Raw genomic sequence first — 13,581 nt, forward strand, 5'->3', positions numbered from 1 at the left:
GCTTCGAGCTGGCTAATTCACGTTAAAGATTCAGGATAACTGCCCGGCAAGGCAGTTATTCTTGTTTCGGACCTTGTTCTGTTCTATGCTTTCCATTGCCTGGGCCCCGCTCTACGCCCACCCGTTGCCCGAAAATCACCGGTTTCCGATGCTCAAGTACGAGCTGCTGCCCGAGCAGCTGCTGCGGGAAGGTGTCGTTACGGAAGCCAGCTTTTTCACCCCGCAGCCCCCGCCCGAAGTTGAAATCCTGCGCACCCACGATGCGGAATACTACCGGCGGCTGGTAGCCGGGGAGCTGACGCGGCAGGAGGAGCGGGCCACTGGATTTCCGTGGTCGGGGCAGCTCATCGAGCGGGAAGTCACCATTCTGGGCGGCACGCTGGAGTGCGCGCGGCGGGCCTTGCCCCAGGGTATTGCCCTTAATATTGCCGGCGGCACCCACCACGCTTTTGCCGACCGGGGCGAAGGTTTCTGCTTGCTCAACGACCAGGCCGCAGCGGCCAATTACCTGCTGGCCCACGAGCCCGGCATCCGCAAAATCCTGATTGTAGACCTTGATGTGCACCAGGGCAACGGTACGGCGGCCATCTTTCAGCACGAGCCGCGGGTGTTTACCTTCAGCATGCACGGGGCCCGCAACTACCCGCTGCGCAAGGAGCAGAGCAACCTGGACCTGCCCCTGGCCGACGGCACCGACGACGCCACGTACCTCGGGCTGCTGGCCGACACCCTCCCCCGCCTGCTCGACGAGGTGCAGCCCGATTTCGTGTTCTACCTGGCCGGCGTCGACGTGCTGGCTACCGACAAGCTGGGTCACCTGGGCCTGAGCCGGGAAGGCTGCCGCCGGCGCGACGAGCTGGTGCTGCGCCTGTGCCAGCAGAATCAATTGCCGGTGGTGGTCTGCATGGGGGGTGGCTACTCGGTACGTATTGCCGACATCGTGGAAGCCCACGCCAATACCTTCCGGGTGGCGGCGGAGCTGTACACGTAAGGCGCGGCTGTTTAGAAAATAACCTGCCAGCGGAAGGCCCAGCACCAGCGCAAAGAATACCGCTCGATGCCGGCTTCGGCCAGAATCTGCTGCCACTCCCGGCGCGTAAAGGCCCGGGCCACCGACAGCGGCGCGTCGTTCTGCACCAGGTGGGAACCCCCAAACAGGCGGGTGAGCCACTTAATGCTGTAGTAGGCCAGGGGGTGGCGGTGCAAGTCGTTGATGATAACGCCCACGCGGGCCTGGGCCCGGAGCTGCCGCAATAAAACAGCCAGGGCTTCGCTGGAAAAGTGGTGGCAAAACAGGCTGCAGGTAATTATGTCGAACTGCTGCTGCCGAAACCCAGCCGAGAAGATGTCCTGCTGCTGAAAGCTGATTTCGGGAAACGCCGCCGCCTTGCTGGCCGCGTAGTCTATCATAAAGGCGTTGGCATCGATGCCGACCAGCTCGACGGACACGCGCCGGCGCCGGGCCCAGCCGGCAATGTGGCGCAGGGTGTCGCCGCCGCCGCTGCCCAGGTCGGCCAGGTGCAGGGCGCGGCCCGCCGGAAAGCGGGGGCGCAGGCGCTGCAGGCCGCTCAGCACCACGCGGTAGCCACCCAGCCAGGTATTGATGGTTTCGAGCTCGTCCAGGTTCTGCCGCAGCGCGTCGGACGCCAGCGTCAGGTCGTCCATCAGCTCTTCCTCGGTGGCGCGGGTGCTCAGGTCGGGCATGGGCGTGGGGTGGGCTTAGGCCAGATGAACCTGCAGCAGCATGGCTTCCAGCGTCAGGCCCGGCCCGAAGGCAAAGCTCAGCACCGGGGCCCCGGCCTCGGTTGGCGTCAGGGACTGCAGCAGCTCATGCAGCACAAACAGCACCGTGGCCGACGACATATTGCCGTAGTCGCGCAGCACCTGATAGGCAAAACGGTTGTCGTGGGCACTCAGGCCGAGCTCCTGCTCGATGGTTTCGAGAATCTTGCGGCCCCCAGGGTGGATGGCAAAGGCATGAATGTCCCTAAGCTTGACCGGCAGCTTGCGCAACAGGCCCTCGGTGAGCTGCCGGATGCCTTTCTGAATCATTTTTGGCACGTACGACGAGAGCGTCATTTCGAACCCGAAGTCGTTGATGTGCCAGGCCATGTCGGCGCGGCCGTCGGGTTCCAGCTCGCAGTGAAAAGCTTCCAGGCTCAGGCTGTAGCCGTGGCGGGCCGGCTGGGCCTGCACCAGGGCCGCCGCCGAACCGTCGCCGAACAGGGCGTTGCTCACCAGGTGGTCTTCCTCCTTGTTCTTCTGGAAGTGAATGGTGCACAGCTCAGTACACACCAGTAGCACCTTCGCGTTGGGGTCGGCCAGGCAAAACGCCTGGGCCAGCTTCAGGGCGTTGAAAGCCGCGTAGCAGCCCATGAAGTTGACGCAGGTACGGCGCACGTTGGAGCGTAGGCCCAGCTTTTCCACCAGCTCAATATCCAGCCCCGGCGCGTACATACCCGTGCAGCTGACCGTAATCAGGTGGGTAATGTCGGCCGGAGTTACGTCGGGCTGCTGCTTAAGGCAGTTGTGCACCGCTTCCACCGACAGGGGCAGGGCGTATTGCCGGTAAGCGGCCATGCGCTGACCCACCGTTGGAAAGGGCTCCAGGTCGGGCGTGTTCGGGAAAAAGTCGAAGTCGCCGTTGGCCCGGCCATAGTCGGCCAGTACCGAGTGGCGCTGGGCAATGCCGGTGACGCGGTACAGGGCGCGCAGCTTGCGCGTATCGGCAGCGTCCAGCTGTAAGCCCTCGGCCATAAAGGTGGCAATTTGTGGCTGAGGTATCCGGTGGGGCGGGGTAGCAGTGCCAATGGCACACAAGTAGCTCGTCATTGAAGGCAGTATACGGAATTGCCGTCGGTTCGGCTCGGCTCCGGAGTGCAACAAACGAATGAGCAGGCAGTTTTGGCGTTTAGAACGCCGAGCCGTGGGTGCGCCGCATCAGGGCCCGCACGCCGCCGGGCCAGTGCCGCATGCCCCCCACCACGGCTTCGCTCAGCACCGGCCGCCCAAACAGCCGCTGCACGGCCCGCCCCACCCACAGCCGGGGCCCGAAGTGCTGTTGCCAGTCGCGGCGGTAGGCGGCCTCCAGCGCCGGGCGCGAACAGCGACCCTGCAGAAACTGGTCGAGGTGGAAGCTGGCCCGCTCCGCCCCGTGGATGGCCATGGCCATGCCGTTGCCACACAGGGGTGTAATCAGGCCGGCCGCGTCGCCGCACATGAGCACGTGGTCTTCCACGCAGTTTTTGGGCGCGAAGGATATTTCATTGATAACCTCGGGTTGCTCATAGAGAAACTCCGCCTCGCGCAGCACCCGGCCCAGGTGGGGGTTGCGGGCCAGCACCTGCTCCTGCATGGCCCCAATGGTGCTGTGGGCTTTCAGGTTCTGGCGGGTGGTGAGGTAGCAGAAGCAATATTTATCGTCCTCAATGGCTGAGAGGCCCGCGTAGCCGTCGGCGAAGTTGTGCAGGGCAATAGTGTCGCGGGGGAAGTCGAGGCGCAGGTGATATTTCACGCCCAGGTAGGGGGAGCGTTGCTGAAAAAAGCTCCGCTGCAGCTGCCGGTCCAGGTTGGCGCGCTTGCCGTAAGCCCCCAGCACCACCCGGGCCGAGAGCTGCCGGCCGTCGGCCAGGGTCACGCGGTGCTCGTTGGCAGCTTCATCAAACGCCACTTCGGTTACGGTGGCCGGCTGGTGAAACACCACGCCCCGGTCTTGAGCCAGCTGAAACAGGAAATAGTCGAGCTGGTAGCGGCTGATGCCGAAGCCGCCCAAGTCGAGCGGACTCGTGAGCATGCGGCCGGCCGGGGAACTGAGTACAAAGCGGGTAATGGCGGCCGGACCCAGCGGGGCGGGGTCGGCGCCGAGGCGGCGCAGGTAGGGCAGCACCTCGTTGGACACGTACTCGCCGCAGACCTTGTGAAAGGGGTAGTGCTTTCGCTCCACCAGGGTCACCGCATAGCCGCGCTGCCGCAAATCCAGGGCGGCGGTGAGCCCGCCCAATCCGCCGCCAATAATGAGAACGTCCAACTTAATTTGGGTAGTAACAGGGTGAAAAAGAGGGGGCAAACAAATCTTTTATCAACGCGTAGTTATATTTCGTAACTCTAATGCATATTCCGTATTATCTTTGCAAACCTAATTGAGCGCCGGCCGTTAATCTAGTCAATATACGACTGCCGCTTGTCCCACCCTACAGCATGCTATGATGCAACGCTTACGCTTTTTTTGTTTGTTACTCGTGCTCGGCTTCGGTTTTGTCCGCAGCACGCTGCCTTCAGCTTCGGCTCAACCGGCTGTTCGCACGTCGGCGCCCACGCGGCCCGCTGACGAAAAATCTTTTCTGGTGTATCCCAACCCCAGCAGCGGTATTGTCCATATTGCCATCAATGGCTTTGAGGGCCGCCGCCTGGAGCTGCGAATCCTAAATGTTATTGGTACGGTTATCTACCGCGAATCCATCACCGAGCTCAGCGGCCCCAAAACGTTGGACTTGAGCAAGTTTGCCAGCGGCCTCTACTACGTGAAGCTGGAAGGCGAAAATGCCAGTGAAATGCGCAAGCTGGTTATCCGCTAACCCGCTGCCCACTTGCTTTATACCTTCTGAAAAGCAGCCCCGGGGCTGCTTTTTTTATGGGCACTCCAGCCGGTTTTTGCCGTGCCCCAACAGCAGAAAGGCCTCCCTGTAGGAGGCCTTTCTGCTTTGAAAAAAGGGAATTAGCGGCGGTTGCGCACCGGAACCCGAACGGGCTGCAGGCGCTTTTTCCGGTCGTTGTCGTCAAAGGGATTGAAGACCAGCAGGGCGGCGGCCACGGCTAGTCCGCTGAGAAGGAGCAAAGACATAAGAAAAGTATTAGAGACAAGACAAATTACAACCTCTAACGGTACCGAACAACTAGTATTTTGCTGATGACCGGCAAGTGGTTACTATTTGATCTAACCCCAAAAACTATGGTTCGGTTTCGACATAATTATGTCCTTTTCAGCAGGGCCTCCACCACGTAGCGGGCGTCGGGGCCGGCCCCACCCATGAGGGCTGAACTGCGGGTGTGCAGCCAGGGGAGCCCCAGAAATGCCAGTCCCGGCGCCTCGGTCAGGCCGCGGTGGTGGCGGGGCTCCCCGGCCGCGTCGAACACGGGCACCTGAATCCAGTTGAAGGCCGGGCCGTAGCCGGTGGCCCACACTACCGCCTGCAAGGGCGGCGTAGCTCCCGAAGTGCCTTGCAGGCCCCGGCCATCGGCCACCACGCCCCCGGCCGACCCGATAAAGTGCACGTTTGCGAAGCTGCGCAGCCGCGCCAAGTCGGCGCTGACGACCGGCTCGGGGCGAGCCAGCATGCGGCGGCCCAGCCAGGAGTGCCGCGGCACCCGCATCAGCCCCGTCGACTGCAGAAAAAGCCACATGCCGGTGTGGTTGGGCAGGGCCGGCGTGCGCTCATTATAGGCTGCGTACACCGGGCGGCCCGTCGTGGCCAGGTCGGCCCCAATCTGCAAGGCCGAGTTGCCGCTGCCGACCACCGCTACCGGCCCGGCGCCCGGCAGCTGGGCCGGCTGGCGGTAGGCGCTGCTGTGCAGTTGGGTAACGGTAGACTGCAGCTGGTGGGCAAACTGGGGTAGGCGGGGAGCGTTGTAGGGCCCGGTGCACACAATGACGTTGCGGGCCTGGTAGTGCGGGCCCGCGGCGGTGCTTACCAAGTAGCCCGTGCCGGTGCCGGCCGGGGCCACGCGGGTTACGCGCTGGCCCAGGCGCACGGGCAGGTGGAAGTGTTCGGCGTAGTGCTGCAGATAGGCGGCGGCTTCGTCTTTGGTGGGGTAGCGCCGGGCGTTGCCGGGCCAGGGCAGGCCGGGCAGGCCGCTGGCCCAGGCCGGCGAAAACAGGCGCAGACTTTCGAAACGCGAGGCCCACACGTGCCCCACGGCAGGCCGTTCATCGAGCACCACAAACGGCTGCTGGAGTTGCTGCAAGTAATAAGCCGCGGCCAGGCCCGCCTGCCCCGCCCCAATAACGACGGTATCAATACGTACGGAAGAGTCGGGCATAGGCAGGGGAAGGGGCTAGCGGGGCAAAGGTACGCGGCCTTACTCGGGAAGCTCCCGCTGCAGCTGGGCAATGACCTGCTCGGTGCTATTCCGCACGTGCTGGACGAGGCTGGTTATACTCGGCAGTTCGTCGCCCGGGTGCTGGGTCACGGTTTCCAAGCGCCGCACTACGTTCAGCAAATTGTGCATGTGCAGACCGGCAAAGGAGCTTTTCAAATGGTGGGCCGTGGCACTCAGGGCTAACCAATTTTGCTCTTCCAGGGCCTGTTCCAACTCCTGAATAATCGGCGGCGTGGTTTCTACGAAGAGCCGAACCAAGCGGCCCACAAACTCTTCGTTGCCGTGGGCCAGGCGCCGAATTCCCACCAGACTGTATTCCGGGGCTTCTTCCTCCACCTGCAGCCCCGCGCTGGTAGGCTCGGGCGGCAGGAGCCGGGCCAGAACCTCAAACAGTTCCTCTTCCCGGAAGGGCTTGGACAGGTAACCGTTGAAGCCGGCCGCCTGATACCGTTCGGCCTCGCCGCGCAGGGCGTGGGCCGTCAGGGCAATGATGGGCGTGGCGGCCCGGGCGGGGTCGGGGTACTCGCGCAGCAGGCGGGCCGTGGCAATTCCGTCGAGCCCCGGCATCTGAATATCCATCAGCACGGCATCGTAGCCGGCGCGCTGAAACAGCTGCAGGGCCTCGCGCCCGTTGCTGGCAATATCGACCTGGCAGCCCCAGCTGCTGAGCTGGGCATTCACCAGAAATTGCGTCACGGCATTGTCTTCGGCCAGCAGAATCCGCCGCGGCCCCAGGCTATGGTAGCTGATGGGGGCCGCGGGTGGGACGGGGGCGGGCAGCGCGGCCTCGGCCCGCTCGAAAGGCAGGGTCACGCGGAAGGTGCTGCCCTCGTGCAGGCGACTATCTACGGTGATGCTGCCGCCCATGAGCTCGACCAGACCCCGCGAAATACTCAGGCCCAGGCCCGAGCCGCCGTATTCGCGGGCCGTGCTGGCCGTGGCCTGCGTGAAAGAGTCGAACACCTGCTCTAGCTGGTGAGCCGGGATGCCAATGCCGGTATCGAGGACGGCAAACTGAAACACCAGCGGCTCGTGCGGGGCGCTCAGGCGGCGGCAGGTAAGCAGCACCTGGCCCCGGTCCGTAAACTTAACCGCGTTGCTGAGCAGGTTGAGCAGCACTTGGCGCAGGCGGTACGGGTCGCCGGTAACCAGCGTGGAAATATCGGCCGGGGGCAGCTCCAGCTCCAGGGCAATGCCTTTCTCGGCCGCTTTGGGCAGCAGCAGCTGGCGGCTGGCTACCAGCACTTCCCGCAAATCGAAAGTGGTGGTTTCGAGCCGTACCTTGCCGGCGCCCAGCTGGGCCATGGCCAGAATGTCGTTGATGATGACCAGCAGCTGCTCGGCCGAGTGCCGGATGTGGTCCAGGTACTGGCTTTGGCGCTCGTCGAGCGGCGTTTTCTGCAGCAGCCCGGCCAGGCCCAGAATCCCGGTCATGGGCGTGCGAATCTCGTGGCTCATGTTGGCCAGGAAATCCTGCTTGACCCGGGCGTTTTCCTCGGCGGCCTCCTTGGCCTGGCGCAGCGCCTGCTGGGTTTCCTTCAGGGCCGTGATGTTGCTGTCCACGCCCAAGACCTGGGTCGTGCCATCGGCCAGCAAGAAAGGCCGCTTGATGCTGTTGAACCACACTACCTCGCCGTTGGGGCGGGTAAAGGTTTCTTCCATCACCAGCTCCCGCTGGGCGGTAATAACCTGGCGGTCGGCGCGCAGGTAGCGGGCCGTGTCGGCGGGCGAAATGGGCAGGTTGCTGACGTTGGTTTCCACGACTTGCTCCACGGTCAGGCCGTAAAGGTCGGCCGTAGCTTGGTTGGCCAGCAGATAATTGCCGTTCCCGTCCTTGAGGTACACCAAGTGGGGCGTCGTGTCGATTACCTGGCGAAACAGGTCGTTCTGCTCGGCCAGGGTGCGGTTGGCGGCCCGGCGTTGCTCCTCGGCCAGTTTCCAGTGGGTAATGTTCTCGGCCGTGCCCACCACCTGCCGCACTTCGCCGGCGGCGTTGCGCTCAAACGGGGTGTTGTTGAGCCGCAGCCAGCGCAGGCTGCCGTCGTGGTGGTACATAAACACCTCCAAGGACCGTATTTCGCCGTCGGCGCAGCGGCTGAGCTGGTCGATGTGGTCCTGGAGCAGCAGCAGCTGGTCGGGAGCCGTCAGCTGGGCCAGCATGTTGGGTCCCATCGACTGCAAATCGGCCTCGGAGTAACCCAGCAGCGTTTCGATGTACTGGTTGCAGTACACGTTGCGGCCCTCCTGAATGTCGATAATGTAAATCAGGTTGGGTGCGGTGCTGGCCAGGCGCTCCACAAACAGCTGGCTTTGGCGCAGCTTGGCTTCCATGCAGCGCCGGGTCGTTACGTCTTCGGCGCTGGCCACCATCTGGCTCACCCGCCCGTCGGGGTGGCGCAGAAACGGGGCGCTCTTGATTTTCATCCAACGCCAGCTGCCATCCTTGTGCCGCACCTGGTACTCCGATTCCAGGGTTTGACCGGGCGCAGTTTGGGCCAGTTCAGGGTGGCGCTGCTGCACGCTGCGGAAATCCTGGGGGCGCAGAATGCTGGGCATCAGGCGGGGGCCCAGAGCCACCATTTCCACGTCGGTGTAGCCCAGCAGCGGCAGGCTTTGGCTATTGCAGTACAGCAGCCGGTTCTCGTCGAGGTCCAGCAAAAATACCAGGTGCGGAATCGTGTCGGTGATGCGGCGGGCAAACAGCTGGCTGTGTTCCAGTTCCCGCTCGGCCTGGTAACGGGCCGTGATATCAGTCAGGTACACGTTTACGCCTTCGTCCTGGGGCAGGGGCGCGATGGTCCACACGTAGCGGGCCGGCCCGAGGCTGTATTCGTACACCCGCGGCTGCCGGGCCGCCAGGGCCGCGCTGATTTCCGTGCGCAAAAAGCCCTGGCAGGCCACCTCGGCCGGGTCCTGCAGCAGCAGCAGCACCTGCTGGGCGGCGGAGTTGGCGTAGCGTGCCTGCCCGTCGTAGGTAAAGCAGATAATTGGGTTGGGGCACTGCTCGGCCAGTCGCGAAAGCTCCTGCACGTGCTGTAGGGTTTGCTGCTGCCGGGTCACGTCTTCGTAGCTCCACAGGTGCAACACGGTTTCGCCGTTCTGTACCACGGGCAGGTAATCGACCTGCAGAACCGTGCCGTTGACGAGCTCCTGCAGCATTCCTTTCACTTGGGTCTGGGCGTCTTTGGCGGCGTCCATCTGGGCTTTCACCCAGGCCGGGTTGGTAAAGCCCCGCTGGCTTTTGGTAAAAAGAACGTCGCCGGGCTGCCCAACGTAGGCCGCTGCCTCCCCCGGAAGCTGGAGCATTTCCCCCAGCCGGTGATTTAGCGTCACGATGCCCTGCTGGTTTTCGATCAGCAGCCCGGTATGAATGGTTTGCAGCAGGGCGGCCGTCTGCTTGGCCGCCGCCGCCCGCTGCTGATCTACCAGAGCCCGGAGCTCCTGCAACTCGAGCTGGGCGGTAGCCTGCAGGCGCTGCGCCTGCTGCAGGCGTCGCCGCAGCTGTCGGTAAGCCATTGAAGTCATATCGCCGTAGCTATAAGTCAGATTAGGGAAGATGAATCTCCTTTTTCTGAAGCATACGATAAATAGTGGACTTCCCGATTTGCAGTCGGGCGGCTACTTCCTGAATATTGCCGTTGTAGGTCTGCAAATAGCGCTGCACAATGGCCGCCGTCTGCCCGCGCAACGACTCATCCTCACCGGGCACGATCAGCGGCGGGTGGTTGGGCCGCTCCCCGCGAAGCGACAAATCCTGGGGCCGAATGGTGTCGCTTTCGGCCAGCACGGCGGCCAGCTCCACCACGGCTTTCAGCTCGCGCACGTTGCCGGGGAAGTGGTACTGCAGCAGCAGGTGCTGGGCCTCGGCCGACAAGGAGCAGGCGGCCATGCTGTTCTGCCGGCAAAAATCGTTCAGGAAAGAGTTGGCCAGCAGCAGAATGTCGTGGCCCCGCTCGCGCAGGGGCGGCAGCACGATGGGCAGCCCGAGCAGGCGGTAGTAGAGGTCTTCGCGAAAACGCCCTTCCTTTACTTCCAGGTTCAGGTCGCGGTGGGTGGCCACCATCAGGCGGGCGTCGAAGGCAATGCGCTGGTTGCCGCCCACGCGCACCACTTCCCGCTCCTGCAGCACCCGCAGCAGCTTGGCCTGCAGGCTCAGGTCGAGCTCCGAAATTTCGTCCAGAAACAGCGTTCCTTTGTTGGCTTCCTCAAACCGGCCGATGCGGCGGCTGATGGCCCCGGTGAAAGCGCCCTTCTCGTGCCCAAACAGCTCACTCTCTAGCAGCTCGCCCGGAATAGCGGCCACGTTGACGGCCACGAACGGCCCGGTGCGCCGCTCCGAGCGAAAGTGAATGGCCTTGGCTACCAGCTCTTTGCCCGTGCCAGTTTCCCCGCTCAACGACACCGAGATGTTAGCCCGGCCCGCCTTGTCAATCAGGGCAAACAGCTGCTTGATCTGCTCACTCTCGCCCAGAATGGCCCGCTGCGGGTCGTATTTCTGCCCGATTTGCTCGCGCAGCCGTGCGTTTTCCCGACGCAGCAGCAGTTGCTTTTGCAGGTTGCCAACCGAATTCCAGAGCCGGTCCAGGGTTTCTTCGTCCTTTACCAGGTAGTCGTAGGCGCCCTGGTGCAGCAGGGCAATAGCCGTGCGCACGTCTTCCTGCCCCGAAATAACGATAACGGCTACTTCCGGTAGACGCTCCTTGATCTGGCGCAGGGCCTGGTCACCGCGCCCGTCGGGCAGGGAGTAATCCAGGGTAATGAGGTCGGGCTTGTCGCCCAGATTATCGAGGCAGGCCTGCACGGTGGTGTAGCGCCGAATCTGGTAATCAGGGTTTTGGGCCAAGCGGTACTCCAGTACCTCACCGTACCAGGCATTATCCTCGACAATGAAAATAGTAACTACTGTAGAAGCGGGCATAAGATCAGGGGGCGGCTGGAACAGAATGCATACTTCCGAATTATCAAAACGAGAAAAGTCTAAAAGCTCGGAAATATGCAATTTTTTTAGAGTGGGTAGAACCGTAAGGGGAGTTCTGCCCACTTGAAAACGCGAGTATAGGCCTAAAAATGGGGTTTGCCAATATTTCTCAAAATGGGAAGTGCAATCTACGATTGGGAAAATATTAAATTTTATATATGTAAATAATCGGTTGGTTTACAGATTGTTAAATAATTGGACTAATAGGTGGCAAAACACTTGTTAACTCAACGCTGCTGCCTTAATGGTCAGGCAGCTGACTCCTCCTCATATGCAACACTCTCTACGCTTTTCCAAGCGCCTACTAGGCGCTTGCCTCACTACCCTGCTGGCGAGCTACACCACGTTAGCGCAAACCCGACCGGGGTTTTACTCCGGTTTTGAGGCTCCGGTTGCCGCCAACACTTACTCCGTGAGCGGCACCGGTACCGGGCTGTGCCTGGGCTGCCTAGTGACCAACCCCGAGCGCGCCGTCGACGACAACCTGGACAACTACGCCACCATTCAGAATACGCTCGGCGCCGTGGGCGGGGGCGTGTCGCTGAAGATGAACCTGACTGGTATTGCCCCGCTGGGCTACCGGGCCGGCGTAGTTATCAGCACGGGCAGCGTACTGAACGTGAGTACCTTGGCTACGCTTACCCTGCGTACTTACCTGGGGGGCGTCCTGCAGCAGGAGCTCAGCGGCAGCGACGCGCTAATTAGCAGTACTCTGCTGGCCGACAACCGCTACGGCGTGGAATTCGGTGCCACCAAGGCCTTCAATCAGGTGGAAATCGTGGTGGGCGGCCTGCTCAACGGCGTCAACACGGTGCGGGTGCTGTATGCCTATGGCGTACCCGGGGCCCTGCAGGCCCAGCGCGGTATCGGTTACCTCTCGCGCAGCGCAGTACCCGCCGCCGGCGACTACGCCGTGACGACCAGCGGCGGCAGTCCGCTGGCCCTGTGCGTGGGCACGGGCGTGGCCAACCCCGGCAATGCCGTGGATAAAGATCTGACCAACTACGCCACCATGACCACCGAAGCCGGGGTGAATGCCTGCTCGGTGGCCCTGCAAGTAAAGCTGGAGGGCACGGCCCCGGCCGGCTACCAGGCGGGCTTCACGGTGGGCAACACCAGCGTGGTGGACCTGAACGTGCTCAACGAACTCCAGCTGACTACTTACCTGGATGGGGTGCGGCAGGAAAGCCGCCGCGGGGCCGAGCTGCTGCAGCTCACGGCTTTGCCCGACCAGCGTTACCAGGTAAGCTTCCGCTCGACGAAGGCCTTCAACCGGGTGGAGCTTCAGCAAAAAGCCCTGGTCAGTGTTCTCAATACGCTGCACGTTTACTACGGCTTTGGCATTGAGCCCCGCTTCTTCCACGACGTGACGCCGGTGCTATCTAACTTCGAGGCGCCCCAGCGCGGCACCGAGTACCAGGAGTCGGCCTCGGGCCTGCTGTGCCTGGGCTGCGGCTCGACCAATCCCCAAAAAGCGGCCGACAACGTGCTGGCTGCCGGCGACTACGCCAGTGTCCGCTTTCCTTTGTCGGCGCTGGTGACCTACCGGCTGAAGCTGCGCTTGAATGGGGCCGGCGGCGCCGGCAACCGCGCCGGAGTAGTACTGCGCACCAACGACGGTATTCTCAACGCCTCGGTGCTGCAGAATATTCGCCTCACCACGTACGCCGGCAGCAACGGCGACCAGCTGGTGGAATCGGCTTCGGGCACTGGCCTGCTGGATCTGGGCCTGATCAACGACAACCGCCACGAAGTAGCCTTCCTGACCAAGCGTGCCTTCGATTGGGTGGAAGTAGAGCTGACCGGTGGCCTGGGCCTGTTCTCGGATGCTCGGATTTACTACGCCTTTGCCGAAGACCCCAATCCCGCTTTCCCGGCCATCGTTGGGCCAGCCCTACCGCCTTCGGAAGCCCGCACGGGTCGGTCGAGCGACATTTCGGCTGTTTCCGCGCCCTTGGAAGTATTCCCCAATCCCGCCGCCGGCGCCCAGCGCGTGCAGGTAGGCCTGGCCCAACTGCCGGCCGCCGGCTCTACGCTGCAGCTCTACAATATGCTGGGCCAGATGGTGCGCAGCGTTGCTGCGCCCGAGCGGACCGTGGAGCTGCCCGTAACCGGGCTCGGCAGTGGCCTCTACCGGGTGGTGCTGGTTGATACCCGCGGCCAGCACCTGGCCAGCCAGACGCTGGTGGTAGGAGCCCGGTAAACCCCCAGGTTTCTTGGATCAATAAAAAGGTGCTGTTACGGCTTGTAACAGCACCTTTTTTTGGTGCCTGGGCCCGGTTGAAAGCCCGGCGTAGCTTCCGTGGCTGAAGCCAGCCGGGGAAGTGTGTCAAAATGGGAGAACAGCTTGGCCAAAGCTGCGAATTGCTCCACTACAAATGGCATAGGTGCCAAATAATCAATGGTTTGCCACGTGCCCTGAATGTATTCGACGAGACTTGGCTCTCAAAGCAGGACGGGTAGTTCCCAAAGTGGGAAAACATTGGCTTTTATTGCTTTATGTAAGC

At 62.5% G+C, this 13,581-nt stretch carries 10 protein-coding genes; 3 read left to right on the forward strand and 7 right to left on the reverse strand.

The window, feature by feature from the left end; all coding sequences use genetic code 11:
* Positions 1-85: 85 nt before the first annotated feature.
* Positions 86-991 carry a histone deacetylase family protein gene (locus tag CLV45_RS19765; RefSeq protein ID WP_100338194.1) on the forward strand — a complete coding sequence of 302 codons (906 nt, stop codon included), beginning with the start codon at positions 86-88 and terminating at the stop codon, positions 989-991.
* A gap of 11 nt (positions 992-1,002) precedes the next feature.
* Here the strand turns inward: CLV45_RS19765 and CLV45_RS19770 are convergent, their stop codons facing one another.
* The 3 genes from CLV45_RS19770 to CLV45_RS19780 all read right to left on the reverse strand — a co-directional run bounded on the left by CLV45_RS19770 (position 1,003) and on the right by CLV45_RS19780 (position 4,027).
* Positions 1,003-1,704, reverse strand: coding sequence for a methyltransferase domain-containing protein (locus CLV45_RS19770; protein WP_100338195.1), 702 nt, complete (start codon positions 1,702-1,704; stop codon positions 1,003-1,005).
* Positions 1,705-1,719: 15 nt separating this feature from the next.
* Positions 1,720-2,832: a type III polyketide synthase gene (locus tag CLV45_RS19775; RefSeq protein ID WP_100338196.1), complete on the reverse strand. Its 1,113-nt coding sequence runs from the start codon at positions 2,830-2,832 to the stop codon at positions 1,720-1,722.
* Positions 2,833-2,911: 79 nt separating this feature from the next.
* A complete protein-coding gene (locus CLV45_RS19780; protein WP_100338197.1) occupies positions 2,912-4,027 on the reverse strand; it encodes an NAD(P)/FAD-dependent oxidoreductase in 1,116 nt (371 codons plus the stop codon).
* Positions 4,028-4,238: 211 nt separating this feature from the next.
* On the opposite strand from CLV45_RS19780, the gene CLV45_RS19785 reads away from it, so the two are divergent.
* The gene (locus tag CLV45_RS19785; RefSeq protein WP_245882927.1) at positions 4,239-4,574 is read left to right on the forward strand and encodes a T9SS type A sorting domain-containing protein; all 336 of its coding nucleotides are present in this window, start codon (positions 4,239-4,241) and stop codon (positions 4,572-4,574) included.
* Between the two features lie 140 nt (positions 4,575-4,714).
* On the opposite strand, the gene CLV45_RS25510 is transcribed toward CLV45_RS19785, so the two are convergent.
* The 4 genes from CLV45_RS25510 to CLV45_RS19800 form a co-directional block, all read right to left on the reverse strand.
* A complete protein-coding gene (locus tag CLV45_RS25510) occupies positions 4,715-4,840 on the reverse strand; it encodes a hypothetical protein (protein WP_262496899.1) in 126 nt (41 codons plus the stop codon).
* 128 nt (positions 4,841-4,968) lie between these two features.
* Positions 4,969-6,036, reverse strand: a complete 1,068-nt coding sequence (locus CLV45_RS19790) for a flavin-containing monooxygenase (RefSeq protein WP_100338199.1) — start codon at positions 6,034-6,036, stop codon at positions 4,969-4,971.
* A 39-nt stretch (positions 6,037-6,075) separates the two neighbouring features.
* On the reverse strand, positions 6,076-9,621 hold the full coding sequence (locus CLV45_RS19795; protein WP_100338200.1) for a PAS domain-containing hybrid sensor histidine kinase/response regulator: 3,546 nt from the start codon (positions 9,619-9,621) through the stop codon (positions 6,076-6,078).
* A 22-nt stretch (positions 9,622-9,643) separates the two neighbouring features.
* Positions 9,644-11,014 (reverse strand): sigma-54-dependent transcriptional regulator, encoded by a 1,371-nt coding sequence (locus tag CLV45_RS19800; RefSeq protein ID WP_100338201.1) that lies wholly within the window; start codon positions 11,012-11,014, stop codon positions 9,644-9,646.
* A 331-nt stretch (positions 11,015-11,345) separates the two neighbouring features.
* Here CLV45_RS19800 and CLV45_RS19805 point away from each other — a divergent pair, with 331 nt between their 5' ends.
* Positions 11,346-13,277, forward strand: a complete 1,932-nt coding sequence (locus tag CLV45_RS19805) for a T9SS type A sorting domain-containing protein (protein ID WP_157807670.1) — start codon at positions 11,346-11,348, stop codon at positions 13,275-13,277.
* Positions 13,278-13,581 lie beyond the last annotated feature (304 nt).

The organism is Hymenobacter chitinivorans DSM 11115 (assembly GCF_002797555.1).
GTDB lineage: Bacteria > Bacteroidota > Bacteroidia > Cytophagales > Hymenobacteraceae > Hymenobacter > Hymenobacter chitinivorans.